This window comes from Shewanella sp. ISS20, assembly GCF_056522965.1.
Map to the genome: position 1 here is coordinate 1,046,852 of NZ_JAWRZK010000001.1, position 16,812 is coordinate 1,063,663.

The window sequence follows — 16,812 nt, forward strand, 5'->3', positions numbered from 1 at the left end:
TGCAGACATAAAAAAAGCGCCTTAGGCGCTTTTTTTATGTCTATCCAAAGTTGCTATTAAGCAAATTTGAAGTCAACGTGCTCGATCAGAGGCTTATATACGTGACGTTGGATATCTTGTACACGTACTTTAACTTCTTTACCTTCCAGAACGATAGTCAGCTCTGAAGTGTAGAAACCTTCGCTAGCTTGCGCATTGATGATGTCTTTATGAGCAAAAACGATAGAAATTGCTTCATAACCAACGCCATAAATTACGGCAGGAACCAAACCAGCGTGACGCAGGCGGCGGCTCGAACCTTTCCCTGTTTCAGTACGGGTTTGTGCTTGAATAGTGTAAGACATAAGTTTCTCACTTAAATAAAAATAAATTACGTGTCAGTATTTTCGACCAATACTGACCCAAATAAAGCGCGCGGATATTACCATGCCAACGCGCCAGAACACAAGCGTAATCAGGCATCACCACGAACGCACCGGCCCGCAGTCGACATGCACAAAACCAGATCGCGGATAAAAACCTACCCCGCCAAGCTTCAACGCTTTGGCGGCATCGCGAATATCACCTAATGAAGTACCTGGGATGGCCAGATCAATCGCCATTCCGCGCGTATGGTAACTGTGTTTAGCCACCCCTTTGCTTTTGGAAGCCAGCATGGCATTGGTTTTCAGCGAACGATAACCAGAAATAACTTGAATTTCTTTATTGGTGTTTAAGCTCATATGTAGCTTAAACAAAATGTCATAAAGACGCTGATCCATGGCAAACACATCATTGGTACGATGATCCCTTAATAAATGGTTAAAACCGTCCATGACTTGCGACTGATAATCTCCATTGACCCAATAAGTACCAACATCGCGTTCGCCAGTATGAAGATTATAAAGACTCAGTTTACGAACATCTGTGGTTGAGCGACTTGCCAACACAGGTGTCGGCAAAGCACACGCCAACGCAGCGCCCCCAAGACCTAACAAAAATTTTCTTCTTATATTGCAAAAATTAGACAATGCGTTACTCCACTAAGTCAACATGGAGAAAGAAGCTATCGACTATTGCGACTAATATCAAGTTCTAGACTGGATAAAATCTGTGCAAATTTAGCAAAATCAAATCAATCAAAGGCTTACTTAAGCCCTTAGTTTTTACCTGCGCGCATTACTGACAAGCATTGTGGTAAATAAGCGTTAAAGAAAAGAGCTATAAGTTGACCTTAGCGGCAACATCGGACAAGCGCGTGTCGTTGGTAAACGACTGCATGTCGTAGATATCGGTTCTAAATTGGGGCAAACTAGGGCCGGTCATCCATGCAGTCCAATACACTAGATGCACAGGTACATTATTCTTCAAACTAAACCACTGAGTCTTAGTGGCGTCTCTTTGGGTTAATGACTGCCATTGACGCGAATTGAACATTTGCTCGTTAGCAATCCACTGCGCCAACTCATCAATTTTATCGACCCGAATACAACCTGACGATAACGCCCGCATGGATTGCTTAAATAAATGTTTGTCCGGAGTATCGTGTAAATAAACATTAAAGCCATTATTAAAGTGCAGCTTATATTTACCTAGTGCATTACTACTACCAGGTTGCTGGATCAGCGAATAAGGAAAGTTACCATTCGCTTCAGCTTGCAACATTTGTGCGCCAAAATTCATGGGGTTACCATTAAAATCAAACACATCAAAATGTCGTTGTGCCAGGTAACTGCCATCCTTGCGAATTTTTGGCAACAAGTCATTGCGTACTATGCTGCGAGGCACTCGCCATGCAGGGTTCACGACTATGTTAGATACTAGACTAGAGAGTACAGGGGTTTGTCTGTCACTGCGGCCAACGATAACCTTAGAGGTCAAGATTGCTTCACCTTTATCCACTAACACCAATTCAAAGGCTGGAATATTAACAAGCAAATATGTCGGTTCTAGGTTGCGTAAATACTGAGTTTTCATCACAAAGTTATACGCCAGTAACCGAGCACGCTGATAAGGCGTTTGATTAATCCAATACAGAGTTTGCGGCCCAATCACACCATCACTACTTAATCCATGGCGCGCTTGAAACGCTTTAAGCACATCGACCAATTCTGGTGTTAATTGTGGATTGACTTCATCAACAATAATACCCTCGCCTTGATCATCTCCTAGTTGCTTGAGCCGTTTAGCTATCGGAATTAAGCTCGCATGCTGATCGCCAGGACGGATCACATGCTCATAGTCAATCGTGGGCCAAGGGTCTTGGCTATGTAGCCACAGTAGAAAACGAATACGATTAGTAACCCATAAGTAATCTTTGGCACGTGGTTCAATAGCAATCGTTTGCGCTAATAAAGAAGCTTGGCTTGGCATGCTTTCTGTCAGTTGCCAAAAATCATATAAGCGCTTTAATATCTGACTGGCCTGTTGCTCGATGGCCTTGAGATCTTGGCCATTGAGGAGTATCAGTTCTGCTTGCCAATCCTTAGTGTTATCCGTCAGGGCCACTAAAGTCACATGCTGCAGCAAGGTATTGCGTACCAGTTCAATATGGTTGTTACTACCATCGAGAGCAACCGCATTAAGGTCTTTAGCATCAAGTGCTTGCTCAGCGTAAACTATGGCTGGCCACAGGCTTATCATTGTGATTAACGCCGCCAATAATCCAAGCGTCCGCCGTACTCTCATCAGGTTAAACAGCGAGTAAACATACTTGTCACCAAGCATTCAACACTCCAATAATTACTGCGAATTTTAGTCGCTACTAGTATGACAACACAGCCACTGAAGTAAAACACGACAACACAAATATAACGGCAAGCCACAAGAAAATTTACAACCGCTGAAATATACCGCATTTACCTGTATTAACGTGAGCTTATGCTGGAGAGTGTTGCTAGTGACTGGTATATAAGTAACAAATTTCTTTATCTGATTTATGATGAACAGAAGTCAATTGATCAAGCACATGGCCAGCAAACAAGACTGCAGTCAAGCCGCCGCAAAACAGCAACTAACTCATATTTTAGCCACTATACAACAAGCACTAATGGAAGGCGAAAAAGTTTATATCCCGCACTTCGGCACTTTTGAGCTGAGATACTTCTTAGCGAAACAAGGCCGTAACCCACAAACCGGCGCTAAGATTGACATTGCTGGCGCTAATTACCCCAGTTTTAAGCCCTCTCCCGCATTAAAAACGTTAGTTAACAGCTAAGTCACGTTTTTTCCTCAGCATGTCTAAGCAAGGAGGCTCATATAATGAAGCACTTTTTTGCGCTTAATCATAAAAAATTGAAGGAGAGTTAAGATGACTGCTGACTTGAGGGGAAATGATGAGCTATGACGTCATGGGATCATTAATGCAGAGTTGATAGTGCAAGACCGTAGGTGGGTGCAGGTACCCGCCTATGCAGCCATCTATTTAAAAGACAGATAGCTAAAATGCAGATAAACAAAAGCCCCAACATTACTGTTGAGGCTTTTGTTTCATCTAAAGATGGTACCCGAGGCCAGACTTGAACTGGCACGCTTATTCAGCGAGGGATTTTAAATCCCTTGTGTCTACCGATTCCACCACTCGGGCTTAGGTTTAACTGCAATTTACACTGCAAATAAACTTAACTGTTATTAAGTGTTTCAACTTAATTCGCGAACTCATCGCTTTAATATGGTACCCGAGGCCAGACTTGAACTGGCACGCTTATTCAGCGAGGGATTTTAAATCCCTTGTGTCTACCGATTCCACCACTCGGGCTTAGGTTTAACTGCAATTTACACTGCAAATAAACTTAACTGTTATTAAGTGTTTCAACTTAATTCGCGAACTCATCGCTTTAATATGGTACCCGAGGCCAGACTTGAACTGGCACGCTTATTCAGCGAGGGATTTTAAATCCCTTGTGTCTACCGATTCCACCACTCGGGCATTTGTAAATGCACGCCTATTGGCATCCACTTTCAAATATTGTGGAGGCGCGACCCGGAGTCGAACCGAGATCGACGGATTTGCAATCCGCAGCATAGCCATTCTGCCATCGCGCCATTTTTTATGCACCAATCTAAGATTGGAGCGGCATATCGGGTTCGAACCGATGACCTATACCTTGGCAAGGTATCGCTCTACCAACTGAGCTAATGCCGCATTTTGAGCCTTAACTGCCTTAGCGATTCATAAGTCGTTGACTTAATTATATTTTCCGCTAGGCCGCCCCTGACTACGAAATGAATTTTACCTTTTTCCGCGCAAGAGTCAACGAAGAATATTAGATATTTGCACCGACTGCGCATTAAGCGATCAACTTGCTAAGAAATCAACCATGATGCTGAATAATAAAGCAAATAATTAACTCAAAACTAGCGGTAAGATTGAAAACCACTATGATTGGCAGCCAACCAACCTGCCAAAAAAGCTTTTTCCTACCTCAAATAACAAAAAAGCGACCGTTAAGGTCGCTTTAGTTGATTACTCAGCTACTAAATCTTTCCAAGCTGCGAGTAAATAGGTCATCATTGACCAGAAGGTTAGAATTGCCGCAATATAGAGTAAGCCATAACTGAAGTAGATAACCCAGTCATTGGGTTTCCATAATAAGCCAATAATCGACAACATCTGCGCCGCCGTTTTATATTTGCCTATCCAAGAAACAGCCACTGTTCCGCGTTTACCAATTTCTGCCATCCACTCGCGCAGGGCTGAAATCACGATTTCTCGACCAATCATCAGTAGCGCAGGAATCGTCAACCAAATACTATCGTAGTCTTGCACTAATAGTACTAAAGCAGTGGCAACCATGACTTTATCAGCAACAGGATCTAAAAATGCACCAAATCGAGTTGATTGTTTGAGCTTTCTTGCTGCATAGCCATCTAACGCATCGGTTAATGCCGCAAACCAGAAAACAAAAGCAGTTGCGAAAGCAGCCCATGTAAAAGGTAGATAGAAAAGAACAACAAAAACTGGAAGTAAAAAAACCCTAAACCACGTCAGGGCAATAGGTATATTAAACGGCATCATTTAACCAATTTGTCCAAGGCAACGTCATCTTGCCTGAAAAAACTTACCCTCGCAACGAATCATAGACAGTTTGTGCCATTTCTATACTAATCCCAGGAACTTTAGCTAATTGTGCGACGCTAGCACTCTTAACCTCTTGTAATCCTCCTAAAAATTGCAGTAATGCTTTACGTCGTTTAGGGCCAATCCCGGCAATATTTTCTAAGGTAGATGTATTACGCGTCTTTTGCCGCTTATTCCTGTGACCAGTAATCGCAAAGCGGTGCGATTCATCACGAATATGCTGAATAAGGTGTAAAGCAATAGCATCACCATCCAGTGAAAAGCTTTGCTCGTTATGTCCCCAAATAAGGGTTTCAAGCCCAGGCTTGCGACTCTCGCCTTTTGCAATCCCCATCACGAGTGGTTTAGTCGGCAAGTTGGCAAACTTAGCATCTATGATGGCTTGCGCTTGACGCAGTTGCCCAATACCGCCATCGATAAATACGATATCAGGGACTATGGCTTCTGCCGTTTGTTTATCAAAGCGTCGAGATAAGGCTTGCGACATAGCGGCATAATCATCACCAGGGGTAATTCCTTTAATATTAAAGCGCCGATATTGCGAGCTCTCAGGTCCTTCACGATTAAACACTACGCAAGAGGCGACTGTGCTCTCCCCCATGGTATGACTGATATCGTAACATTCAAGGCGCGCTAACGGCTGAGTTAAGCCCAAAGCAGCTTCTAGGGCAACAAATCGTTTTTCAATGGTATTGCGATGTGCCAATCTAGTTTGCAGCGCATTACTGGCATTGGTCACAGCCAAGCGTAAATAGCTGGCGCGCTCTGCCCGCACGCGAGTCTTAATACTAATTTTTTTATTTAACGCTTGGGCAATGGCTTGTTCTAGGGCGTTAATTTCTTCAAATTCATGACTTATGATCACTTCATCGGGAAAACTGCGCTGCGCATCGGTATTTAAATAAAACTGCAGCATAAAGGCGCTCAGGACTTCATCCAATTCGGTTTGCGCCGGTACCTTAGGAAAGAAACTGCGGCTACCTAAAATCTTGCCATCGCGAATAAATAGTAAATGAAAGCAAGCGACGCCATGTTCATATTGCACGCCAATAATATCAAGATCACCCTGAGTCGAAGACACTTCTTGTTGCTCAGACACTTTTCTTAAGGCTTGAATTTGGTCACGTAACCTAGCCGCCTTTTCAAAGGCTAACTCTTGCGCAGCGCTTTCCATTTGCGCCACTAAATTGGCCACTACTTGCTCATTTTTACCCCGTAAAAATAAGGTAGCCAACCTAACCTGCGCCTGATAATCCTCATCTGAGATTTTACCTACACACGGCGCACTACACCGACCAATTTGATATTGTAAACATGGGCGTGACCGCGACTGATAAAAGACATCGGAGCATTGGCGAATTGGAAATAACTTTTGCAGTAAATTTAGGCTTTCACGAACCGCCCCACCATTGGGATAGGGGCCAAAATATTCACCCGCTTCACGCTTGGCGCCGCGGTGATAGGTCAAACGTGGATGGCGATGGCCTGAGAGTAAAATATAGGGATACGATTTATCATCTCGCAGCAATACATTGTATTTAGGCATGTATTGCTTAATGTAATCGTGTTCAAGAATGAGGGCATCGGTTTCGCTATGGGTTAACGTCACATCAACATTAGCAATATGACTGACTAGCGCTTGCGTCTTAACATGACCGACTTGCTGGCGAAAATATGAACTCAAGCGCTTTTTAAGATCTTTTGCTTTACCAACATAGATGACAATACCTTTGGCATCATACATGCGGTACACACCCGGTTGACTGGGTACGTCACTTAAAAAACGCTTAGCATCAAAAATTGAATTGGGCATTACGCCTCGACAATGAGTTAAAACTGACCTGTGTCGAGCATTTTATAACGAATCGCCAAACGAGTCAGCTCAACATCACCACTAATACCAAGCTTGGCAAACAAGCGATAACGATAGCTGTTAACCGTTTTAGGGCTAAGATTCAGCTGCTCTGAGATATCACTCACCTTATCGCCATTGGTTATCATCATCATGATTTGTAATTCACGCTCAGATAAACTCTTAAACGGGTTTTCATCGGTCTGATTAAACTGACTTAAGGCCATTTGTTGGGCAATTTCAGGGGAAAGATAGCGTTGACCCAGTGCAACTTGGCGAATAGCTTGCAGCACTTCAGGCGGCTTAGCCCCTTTAGTTAAATAACCACTGGCGCCAGCTTGCATGACTTTAGTTGGGAATGGATCTTCGGTGTGTACTGTCAATACTATGATTTTGGCATGACTTTGATGGCGTAAAATCTTACGCGTTGCCTCAAGCCCACCAATACCCGGCATATTCATGTCCATTAGGATCACATCGGCTTCGTTATTTCGACACCAAAGTACCGCGGCTTCACCCGTACCGACTTCGCCAACAACTTTAATACCTTTTTCGTCTTCGAGGATCCTACGAATACCCGTTCTAACCAGGTCGTGATCATCAACTAGCAATACAGAGATCAATTGAGTGCACCATCAGACATTTTGTTGTTCCGCATGCTGGCTAATTTAGCCCATACTCCGAGCGATGAAAAGCAAATTCAATCGATTTAACTTAATGAATTAGATAAAAATATCTAATTCGATTAAGGATCACTCAAAAGCATGGTAGAAAATTCACTGGTGACTACAAATGCAATTAATCCGCTTAAGTTATCACGCCGCTCATTATTAACTATTACTGATAAAGAGTTTCAACTATCAATCCAGCGTAACACTCGCTCGCTAAATAGTTAGCAAATTTCCCATAGCAAAAAGCCCGCAACTTTCGTAGCGGGCTTTTCTTAATTTGGCGGAGGAGCAGGGATTTGAACCCTGGATAGGCTATAAACCTATGCCGGTTTTCAAGACCGGTGCATTCAACCACTCTGCCACCCCTCCGTTGATGCGCATATTACCTAGGAGGGATTAGGCTGTAAACCATTAATTAATAACTCTCAGCTCAAGTGCTCAAAAGCCCAGCAGATGCGTCAAAATTAAGACAAAGCGCTCAAATAACTCTCACAACTCCCGATAAGCAGTTCTCTAAAACGAGATCTATCTGGAATATACATTGGCAATTGACACCAAATAGTCGCGCGCTCAGTTATTGCAAGGGCCCATAACAATTGTTCTGGTCTAATCCCATCGGACACTTAATTTTGAGACAGTATGGTCAATAAATTAAGAGGTCTATATGAGTCTGAAAAAATCACATAAGAGTTACCCGCAGGCATTTAAAGATGAAGCCGTCTTGATGGTGCTAGAGCAAGGTTATAGCGTTGCCGATGCGGCAAAGTCTCTTGGAGTTAGCACGAGCCTGCTTTACAACTGGAAGGAAAAACACGAAGCCCTGTAACAAGGCATCACCTTAGAAGAGTCTGAGCGTGATGAGCTAAAGCGATTACGTAAAGAAAACAAAGAATTACGCATGGAGAAAGAAATTCTAAAAATACCCAAGGGGCACGCCGAGGCAAGCGCCTTCTTTGCGAGAGAAATGAAGTAAGATTTCGTTTCATCAAACAGCAATCTAACCTGTTTCCCATAACACTGTTATGCCGAGTAATGAGTGTCAGTAAGTCAGGCTATTACGATTGGCATAAACGCCCTGCAAACGTGATAAGACTTGAAACACTGAAGCTTTATCGCCTTGTTCGACAGCTATTTAAGCAAAGTCGAGGCAGCTTAGGGGATCGTGAAATGGTGAAGAAATTGCGCAAGGAAGCCTACCAGGTTGATCGCTATCTCGTTCGTAAAATTATGCACCGCCTTCGACTCAAAGCAACCCAGCGACGCGCTTACAAGGTGACTACGCAGCGGAAACACTCAGATGCAGTGGCAGATAACCTGTTAAACATGAACTTTAATCCAATATCGGCTAATCAGGTCTGGGCGGGTGACGTGACCTATTTAAAGACAGGTGAAGGCTGGATGTATTTGGCTGTGGTGATGGATTTATATTCACGCCGGATTGTGGGATGGCACATAGACAAACGTATGACCACAGATTTGATATCCAAGGCATTAATAAAAGCCTACAACCTGCGACAACCAGCGCGAGGGCTAGTATTCCACAGTGACCGAGGCTCGCAATATACCAGTAAGCAATTCGGTAGGCTGCTCTCGAGTTATGGTATCCGAGCCAGCATGGGTGATGTGGGTGCGTGTTGGGATAATGCCGTTGTTGAGCGTTTCTTTGGTAGCTTGAAACACGATTGGATTTTCAAAGTTGCTCAACCAACAAGGGAGTTTATGAAGCAAGATGTGGCGGCTTACATGAAATATTACAACTTGGAGCGGCTTCATTCTGCTAATGACGATCTGTCACCTGTAGAGTTTGAGAATTCTCAAGTAAAAGTGTCCAGTTTGGGTTGACCAGTACAGTCGATATGCAAAGCATGTTAGCGGCCATGGCCAAAGGTAATTTAACCCTACGAATCGATAAAAATTATGGCGGCCGCCTAGGTCAGCTCAAAAGCGATGCCAACCAAACCGTTGAGAAACTGACTGAGGCGATCCTTAAAATTCGTGAAACCGCCGCTACCATTTCTAATACCTCGAGAGAAATTGTCACCGGCAACCAAAATTTAAGTCGACGTACTGAACTGCAAGCATCATCTCTAAAAACGACGTCATCGAGCATGGATGATATGACCAAAAGTGTGAAGCACAGTGCTGAAAATGCCTTAGCCACCAAAACATTAAGTACAGATGCTCGTATTCGTGCCCGAGAAGGCGGTACCGCCATCACCCGCACCATCAGCGCGATGAAAGAAATTAGTCATGCAAGTAATGAAATCGCTGAAATTGTGAGCGTTATTGATGAAATTGCCTTCCAAACAAATTTATTAGCGCTTAATGCGGCAGTTGAAGCGGTGCGCGCGGGCGATCAAGGACGCGGTTTTGCGGTTGTGGCGGGTGAACTTCGTAATCTTGCTCAACGCTCAGCAACCGCCGCCAAAGAAATCAAACAACTCATTCAAGCCAGTAATAAGAAGGTCGCCATTGGTGAATCACTAGTGAATGAATCAGGTGTCACCTTAAATGAAATCGTGACCATGATTGAAGCGGTTGGTGACAAAATGGAAGGCATAAGTGATGCTGCCCAAGAGCAAAGCCGTGGGATTGACCAAGTGAACACCGCCGTAGCGCGTATGGATGATATGACTCAGCAAAATGCGGAATTGGTTGAAGAAGCGTCAAGCGCCAGTGAGAGCATGTGGGCGTTATCGCAAGAAATGACCGAGATGGTCGCTTTCTTTGAATTATTAGAAGACAGAGTCAGCCATACACCCCCATCGGCCCCGTATAGGTAGTGTTCATAATTCTGTGTCATTTCAGTAAAATATTCAAAAACAGGAATGACACATGACCCAACCTTTTAACTTCGAACAAGCCCTTAAAGATCTGCAATCAGGTAAAAGCCTCACAGGTAAAGACAGCATTCTTGGCCCACTGATCAAGCAACTCACTGAAGCGGCTCTCCAGGCTGAGCTTGAGCAGCATTTAGCGCATGATCCTCTGCCTAATCGTAAAAATGGCAAAACCCCTAAGACCATTAAGCATCCGTCCGGTAACTTTGTGTTAGACGCGCCTAGAGACCGCAATGGCACCTTTGAGCCTCAGTTGATTAAGAAAAATCAAACTACGCTAACCGATGAAATCGAACGTAAAGTGTTGTCGATGTTCAGTATAGGTATGAGCTATCGCGATATTAATCAACATGTTGAAGATATGTATGGGATCAATGTGTCTAACGCAACGGTAAGCGCCATCACCGACAAACTCATCCCCGAACTTAACGCGTGGCAACAGCGCCCATTAGATAGCCATTATCCTATCGTTTGGCTTGATGCGATACATTATAAAGTCAAAGAGGATGGGCGTTACGTCAGTAAAGCCGTTTACACATTGTTAGCGCTTAATATGAAAGGAAAAAAGGAAATTTTAGGGCTTCACTTGTCCGAAAATGAAGGCGCTAATTACTGGTTATCGGTGCTGACCGATCTTAATAATCGTGGTGTAAAAGATATTCTTATCGCCTGTGTTGACGGCTTGACCGGTTTCCCTGAGGCCATAGCCAGTATCTTCCCTCATACGGAAACACAGCTATGCGTTATCCACCAGATCCGCAACTCAATGAAGTATGTCGCCTCAAAAAATCAGAAAGCGTTTATGGCTGATTTAAAGCCTGTGTATCGAGCCGTGAGTAAAGAAGCCGCAGAGATGGCATTGGACGAACTGGAGGCCAAATGGGGTGATGCTTATCCGCTGGTAATCAACTCTTGGCGCCGCAAATGGCATAATTTGTCTCATTATATTAAGTACCCAGAACATATCAGGAAAGTGATTTACACCACCAATGCAGTTGAGGCTGTACATCGCCAATTTAGAAAGCTCACCAAAACCAAAGGTGCTTTTCCTAATGAAAATAGCTTGTTGAAGCTCCTTTACGCAGGCATATTAAACGCCTCAGATAAATGGACCATGCCAATCCACAATTGGAGCCTTTGTTTATCTCAGTTAGCGATTTATTTTGAAGGACGTTTAGATAGCGTGCTGGAAATTTAAAAATTAGCCTGACACAGAATTTTGAACGCCCTCCCCGTATAAGCCAAACACCGATGGGATTGATTACCACTTCTTTGACAATAATAATAGCGACGACTGGGAAAAGGAATTTGCTTAACAGCCAAGTTAATTAACCACAATCACGGCGAGGCTCATCACTTTATTGATAACTGTCGCTGCGATTATTTTATAATTAGTACATCTCATCGATCGCCCAGCACCTAGGTCACTATCGGTATCTACGCCCTTTCCTGCCGTGCTCTTTGGCTGTGTCATTCTACTAAGATAATAGCCTTTTACGCTCAGCACTAAACTCCCACCATTTTTGCGCCGGCCCGCCGTCCATATAGCTAACCGCAGCCATAAAGATGTCGAGCGTACAGGGATCATGACGGCTATTAGTTAACTGACACAAACGAACATAGAGTTGATAAGGATCTTGGCCGATTAAATCCTTAGGTGAATGAATGCCAATAGTTAGCAAGTCCTTAATGGTGGCAGGGCCAACATTGGGAATATCGGCAAACTGCGCAATATATCTATGGGTCATAATAAGTCACCTAATTGTTAGAAGTTAAGCCGTATTTAAAAGCCAGCACTGCGCAGCATCAATATACCTATCCAACTAAACCACACAATTTGTCCGAGACCAAAGATGGCGCCTAAATCACTTAAAGGCGGCGCAAGAGTAAGAATGCCAGCGACTCCAACCACCATGCCTAAGTAGCCTAATAACCTAGGTAGCGCGCAAGGACGCAGCACCGCGACACTAATGAGTAGTACCCACAAGCCACCAACAATTTCAACGCCGCCGCCAAGACCATTCTGCACAACACCGATGGCGGCCCATAAAGCGACGGCTTGTTCAACATCCATAACATACAGTTTAGCGACTGTATCTAAGCCGATACTGGTAATCATACCGCTAGCAATAACTAGGCCCGCCCAAATGACACCAAACACAGTTGCTATGGGCATCAAGGCACTATCATTACTCCGATCATTACTTTTAGCATCGCCTTGTAAACGTTCATGCAGAGCTACCGCTAACACCACTAGCACTAGTCCGAAAATGACATAAATAAATAGGATCCAGCTTTGAAAGATGATGTGTTTATCGAGAATAAAGGAAAGTTTCTGAGCTTGGCTCCAACCATCAGTATTGCCGGGGTTTAGTATCGTCCCCATCACCACAAAACCTATGATGTAAGCAAGCGCTTCAATAAGCGCGGCAATGCCGCCCACTTTCTGTAATGTCATCCTATGCTACTCATCTGTGATGTTTTATAGATAGTGATACAAGAAATCAAGCTATGCCAGTTGTGACGAGGTCTCAACGATAAATTGAGCTAGTCATTGGTAACTGTTTGTAAGTGGCTATTTGTTAGTAGCTATTCGTAAGTGCCGTAGGCGTAAGTGACTACTTGTAAGTTACTACTCGTAAGTGCCGTACGCATAGTTGAGTAGGTGCCATAAATATAGCGGTGGCTATGCCTTTAGGACTGCAGTCATTAGCGCCAGCAAAGTGAAAGATTTATCAAACACTGAAAACGAAAAAGGCCGCTGATAATCAGCGGCCTTTTTCATGGAATTTGGCGGAGGAGCAGGGATTTGAACCCTGGATAGGCTATAAACCTATGCCGGTTTTCAAGACCGGTGCATTCAACCACTCTGCCACCCCTCCGTTGGTGCGCATATTACCTAGGTAGGCTTATGCTGTAAATATTTTTTTTAAAATAATGAAGCAATTGAACAGTTTACAAGCAAGTGCTGGTAAATGTCGTTAAAAAATAAGCGTTGTGAGCAATAATTGTGCACCTCTTTAAGTGGGTATACCGAATATCACCCAAAAAGTCAGCGTTTCGCTCTGGCGGCTTAGCATACCTAGAAAGGGAAAAATGACAAAAATGTAAAGACAACAGCAAACTTAAGAGGCAAGTTTCAAGGCGCACACGCTTATAGACAACAGAAACAAAAAAGGCCGCTGATAATCAGCGGCCTTTCTCATGGAATTTGGCGGAGGAGCAGGGATTTGAACCCTGGATAGGCTATAAACCTATGCCGGTTTTCAAGACCGGTGCATTCAACCACTCTGCCACCCCTCCGTTGGTGCGCATATTACCTAGGTCAGCGGAGGCTGTAAACGCTTATTTTAAAATAACGAGTCAATTGAACAATTTGCATTCAACTCTTGCTCGTTGCGGATAAATAAACCTCGTAACGGTTAACAATCAAACGTGGCAAACTCAAATAGCAACAATGAAAACTTAGTGATAATGAATCTGTGGGCTTAGCCTGTTGGGATGCATCGGCTTGCATGAGTAAGACGACACCAATAGCTTAGGTGATTGACCTTAGCGACTTACTGCTGCGCATAACCTAACAACCAAGTCTCTAGCTTTACAGCCTGGGGGATAAGGTTTAACAGCAAAAACAACGAAAAAAAGCTCAGCTCATGTGATTAACAGTATCACTTAATAAGCAAGATATAATCAGAGGTAAATACTCTAAGGATTGCTAGCAAGGGAGCGACATAGGAACACAATTGAAGGATAGTAAACACTGTGCAGCAGACAAGGCCATAACGCTCAAAATACACAAACAAAAAAGGCCGCTGATAATCAGCGACCTTTCTCGTGAAATTTGGCGGAGGAGCAGGGATTTGAACCCTGGATAGGCTATAAACCTATGCCGGTTTTCAAGACCGGTGCATTCAACCACTCTGCCACCCCTCCGTTGCTGCAAATATTACGGGCTCAGGCGTTGGCTGTAAAGCGATTATTGCCACGAACAGCACTGATAGCACCAATATTAACCAGATTGCGCATTTTGCCACCTCAAAAACTCATACCTTCATCCTCTGACTAAGATTTTTAGTGCCAAACTCAATCTGTGACGTCATTAAATCTGACTCTATGGTAGTATTTGTTAATGACATCTAAGTTGACTAGTTATGAATCCAACACTTGTACTCGCTACCAACCTTGAACCTCACTTTCATTCAGCATTGTCTGAAAAGAGTAAACTCTCAGATATTTTACTCGGCCAAACTCGATTAGTGTCGACCTTTACCTTAGCCAGCCAATTAGAGCAGCAGTACTTGTACATTGCCGATTATGTGGGTATGGACAGACAGGCGGTATTTCAGGCCATTGCTCATCAGGGCAAACTAGAATTTGAGTATCTCCACGGTAATATTCGCCGCAGCAGTTTATTTGGCAAAAACAAACAACAACCAGGGCTATTGAACTCAGATAAGCTAGTGTTTATTTGCGCTGAAAGTTTATTGCGTTTTGAAAATTTATGGCATGGCTTAATTCAAGCACTGATCAACCATAAGATTGACTATAACAACGGCGAGCATGATCAAGTTAACTGTCAGCTAGTGCTGATTGGTAATAATCAGTTATTTGCTGAATTAACCTATCTTGACCCTAAGTTCAATCAACTATTCCCGTTATTGGCTGAATCTAATTCAGAGCTTGATCTCAATCAACATAATGCCGCGGATTATTGTCGATTCTTGCAAGCCCTCGCCGCGCGTAAAAAGCTGACGTTGCAAGTATCAGCGCTGCAACCATTACTTAAGTATTCGTCGCGTCAATGTGAACACCAAGATAGATTAAGTCTTAATATGGTGCAGTTCTCGCAATTAATGCTGCAAGCAAGCGTATTGGTACAAGCCACTGAGTTAGATGCTGCTGCCATTAATCAAGCTTTGGCCGAGCTGCATTTTCGTCATAATTCTTCTGAGCAATATTCAGCCCAAAATTTTGATGATGCTTTTATAGTGCTTGAAACCGATGGCGAAGTTGTTGGCCAGATTAATGGCTTGACCGTCATAGATAGCCCAGATTTTAGCTATGGCGAACCCGCCAGAATTACTGCATCAGTTCATTATGGTGATGGTGAAGTCGCCGATATTGAGCGTAAATCAGAGCTTGGCGGCAACATTCACGCTAAGGGTATGATGATCCTATCGGCTTGTCTTTATCGCGTATTTGGCCGTGACGCCCCGCTCCACCTCAACGCTAACATAGTGTTTGAACAATCATATCAAGAGATTGATGGTGATAGCGCTTCCTTGGCTGAATATTGCGCGCTGATGTCCGCCATTGCCGAGCGTCCTATCATCCAAAGCATTGCTGTTACTGGCGCGCTCGATCAAATGGGTAATGTTCAGGCTATTGGTGGCGTTAACGAGAAAATCGAAGGTTTCTTTAACCTCTGTAACAGTCGTCAACTGACTGGCCGTCAAGGGGTTATGATCCCTAAAGCCAATGTGTGTCAGTTAAATTTAAAGCCTGAAGTGATTGATGCCATTAAACAAGGTCAGTTTCAGCTCTATCAAGTTGAACATATTGACCAAGCTGTAGAAATATTAATGGACATGCCTGCAGGCGTTGCCGATGAGGATGACAACTACCCAGATGAAACCCTCTATGGCCTAGTGCAGCAACGTTTGGACAAATTAGCAGGCCATGACGATGACCCGCTGACTTGGCGTGAAAAGTTCAAATTGTTGTTTGCTAGTCGCAACGATTGATCTGATCGGAGTTGTTTAGCGTACACGTGTTAGCTAATCTGGGCGCAACAATTATAGGAGTACCCATTTCAATGACTAACGCTAGCAGTTTCAGCAAACAACAACTTATCGCCTGCGGCTATGGTGACATTTTTGGTACAGATGCCCCGCGTCTGCCCATAGACAACATGTTGATGATCGACAGAGTTATCAAGATCAATGCCGATGGCGGTGAATTTGGCAAAGGCGAACTGATTGCTGAACTTGATATCAACCCTGATCTGTGGTTTTTTGGCTGTCATTTTAATGGCGACCCTGTCATGCCTGGCTGCCTAGGTTTAGATGCCATGTGGCAACTGGTTGGTTTCTTCCTCGCATGGGAAGGCGCTAAAGGCAAAGGTAGAGCCCTTGGCGTAGGCGAAGTCAAATTTACTGGTCAAGTATTACCTACTGCTAAAAAAGTCACCTACAAGCTTACCATTAAGCGTAAGGTGTATCGTAAGCTGATTATGGGCATTGCTGATGCGACTATGGAAGTGGATGGTCGTGAAATTTACAGTGCCACTGACTTAAAAGTGGGTGTGTTTAGCGATACTTCGCAGTTTTAATCGCGTTAAAAGAATCACCCATCTACAGCGTAAAAAAAAGCCCTCGTCGAGAGGGCTGG

Annotated in this window: 13 protein-coding genes, 9 tRNA genes and 1 pseudogene; 6 read left to right on the forward strand and 17 right to left on the reverse strand. The window is 43.8% G+C overall.

What is annotated here, in order from left to right; translation table 11 throughout:
- Positions 1-56 precede the first annotated feature (56 nt).
- The 3 genes from rplY to AC1HDP_RS04730 form a co-directional block, all read right to left on the reverse strand.
- On the reverse strand, positions 57-344 hold the full coding sequence (gene rplY, locus AC1HDP_RS04720; protein ID WP_140932734.1) for a 50S ribosomal protein L25: 288 nt from the start codon (positions 342-344) through the stop codon (positions 57-59).
- A gap of 117 nt (positions 345-461) precedes the next feature.
- Positions 462-1,010 (reverse strand): peptidoglycan L,D-endopeptidase MepK, encoded by a 549-nt coding sequence (mepK, locus tag AC1HDP_RS04725; RefSeq protein WP_479637864.1) that lies wholly within the window; start codon positions 1,008-1,010, stop codon positions 462-464.
- 190 nt (positions 1,011-1,200) lie between these two features.
- Positions 1,201-2,622 carry a L,D-transpeptidase family protein gene (locus AC1HDP_RS04730; protein WP_479637865.1) on the reverse strand — a complete coding sequence of 474 codons (1,422 nt, stop codon included), beginning with the start codon at positions 2,620-2,622 and terminating at the stop codon, positions 1,201-1,203.
- A gap of 298 nt (positions 2,623-2,920) precedes the next feature.
- Between AC1HDP_RS04730 and AC1HDP_RS04735 the strand changes: the two genes are divergently transcribed.
- Positions 2,921-3,196: an HU family DNA-binding protein gene (locus tag AC1HDP_RS04735; protein WP_479639825.1), complete on the forward strand. Its 276-nt coding sequence runs from the start codon at positions 2,921-2,923 to the stop codon at positions 3,194-3,196.
- Between the two features lie 283 nt (positions 3,197-3,479).
- Here the strand turns inward: AC1HDP_RS04735 and AC1HDP_RS04740 are convergent.
- The 9 genes from AC1HDP_RS04740 to AC1HDP_RS04780 form a co-directional block, all read right to left on the reverse strand.
- Positions 3,480-3,565 (reverse strand) — tRNA-Leu (locus AC1HDP_RS04740).
- An 85-nt stretch (positions 3,566-3,650) separates the two neighbouring features.
- Positions 3,651-3,736: transfer RNA gene (locus AC1HDP_RS04745), tRNA-Leu, on the reverse strand.
- 85 nt (positions 3,737-3,821) lie between these two features.
- Positions 3,822-3,907 (reverse strand) — tRNA-Leu (locus AC1HDP_RS04750).
- 42 nt (positions 3,908-3,949) lie between these two features.
- A tRNA-Cys gene (locus AC1HDP_RS04755) sits at positions 3,950-4,023 on the reverse strand.
- A 24-nt stretch (positions 4,024-4,047) separates the two neighbouring features.
- Positions 4,048-4,123: transfer RNA gene (locus AC1HDP_RS04760), tRNA-Gly, on the reverse strand.
- 321 nt (positions 4,124-4,444) lie between these two features.
- On the reverse strand, positions 4,445-4,993 hold the full coding sequence (pgsA, locus tag AC1HDP_RS04765; protein ID WP_140934091.1) for a CDP-diacylglycerol--glycerol-3-phosphate 3-phosphatidyltransferase: 549 nt from the start codon (positions 4,991-4,993) through the stop codon (positions 4,445-4,447).
- Positions 4,994-5,039: 46 nt separating this feature from the next.
- Positions 5,040-6,872, reverse strand: coding sequence for an excinuclease ABC subunit UvrC (gene uvrC / locus AC1HDP_RS04770; protein WP_479637866.1), 1,833 nt, complete (start codon positions 6,870-6,872; stop codon positions 5,040-5,042).
- Positions 6,873-6,889: 17 nt separating this feature from the next.
- On the reverse strand, positions 6,890-7,534 hold the full coding sequence (uvrY, locus tag AC1HDP_RS04775) for a UvrY/SirA/GacA family response regulator transcription factor (RefSeq protein ID WP_140932738.1): 645 nt from the start codon (positions 7,532-7,534) through the stop codon (positions 6,890-6,892).
- Between the two features lie 326 nt (positions 7,535-7,860).
- Positions 7,861-7,951, reverse strand: a tRNA-Ser gene (locus tag AC1HDP_RS04780).
- Positions 7,952-8,246: 295 nt separating this feature from the next.
- On the opposite strand from AC1HDP_RS04780, the pseudogene AC1HDP_RS04785 reads away from it, so the two are divergent.
- The 3 genes and pseudogenes from AC1HDP_RS04785 (at position 8,247) to AC1HDP_RS04795 (ending at position 11,620) form a co-directional block, all read left to right on the forward strand.
- A pseudogene (locus tag AC1HDP_RS04785) lies at positions 8,247-9,424 on the forward strand (IS3 family transposase).
- Positions 9,425-9,438: 14 nt separating this feature from the next.
- A complete protein-coding gene (locus AC1HDP_RS04790; RefSeq protein ID WP_479637867.1) occupies positions 9,439-10,365 on the forward strand; it encodes a methyl-accepting chemotaxis protein in 927 nt (308 codons plus the stop codon).
- A 52-nt stretch (positions 10,366-10,417) separates the two neighbouring features.
- Positions 10,418-11,620 (forward strand): IS256-like element ISSod4 family transposase, encoded by a 1,203-nt coding sequence (locus AC1HDP_RS04795; protein WP_479637868.1) that lies wholly within the window; start codon positions 10,418-10,420, stop codon positions 11,618-11,620.
- A gap of 280 nt (positions 11,621-11,900) precedes the next feature.
- Here AC1HDP_RS04795 and AC1HDP_RS04800 read toward each other — a convergent pair whose 3' ends face one another.
- The 5 genes from AC1HDP_RS04800 to AC1HDP_RS04820 form a co-directional block, all read right to left on the reverse strand.
- Positions 11,901-12,170 (reverse strand): helix-hairpin-helix domain-containing protein, encoded by a 270-nt coding sequence (locus AC1HDP_RS04800; RefSeq protein WP_479637869.1) that lies wholly within the window; start codon positions 12,168-12,170, stop codon positions 11,901-11,903.
- Positions 12,171-12,205: 35 nt separating this feature from the next.
- Positions 12,206-12,880 (reverse strand): hypothetical protein, encoded by a 675-nt coding sequence (locus AC1HDP_RS04805; RefSeq protein ID WP_479637870.1) that lies wholly within the window; start codon positions 12,878-12,880, stop codon positions 12,206-12,208.
- A 333-nt stretch (positions 12,881-13,213) separates the two neighbouring features.
- Positions 13,214-13,304, reverse strand: a tRNA-Ser gene (locus tag AC1HDP_RS04810).
- Between the two features lie 330 nt (positions 13,305-13,634).
- Positions 13,635-13,725, reverse strand: a tRNA-Ser gene (locus AC1HDP_RS04815).
- Between the two features lie 539 nt (positions 13,726-14,264).
- A tRNA-Ser gene (locus tag AC1HDP_RS04820) sits at positions 14,265-14,355 on the reverse strand.
- A gap of 218 nt (positions 14,356-14,573) precedes the next feature.
- On the opposite strand from AC1HDP_RS04820, the gene AC1HDP_RS04825 reads away from it, so the two are divergent.
- Together AC1HDP_RS04825 and fabA are read left to right on the forward strand one after the other, a co-directional pair.
- Complete coding sequence (locus AC1HDP_RS04825; protein WP_479637871.1) at positions 14,574-16,166, forward strand: S16 family serine protease; 1,593 nt, start codon at positions 14,574-14,576, stop codon at positions 16,164-16,166.
- Between the two features lie 71 nt (positions 16,167-16,237).
- Entirely contained in the window at positions 16,238-16,753 is a 516-nt protein-coding gene (gene fabA / locus AC1HDP_RS04830; protein ID WP_479637872.1) for a bifunctional 3-hydroxydecanoyl-ACP dehydratase/trans-2-decenoyl-ACP isomerase, read from the forward strand.
- Positions 16,754-16,812 lie beyond the last annotated feature (59 nt).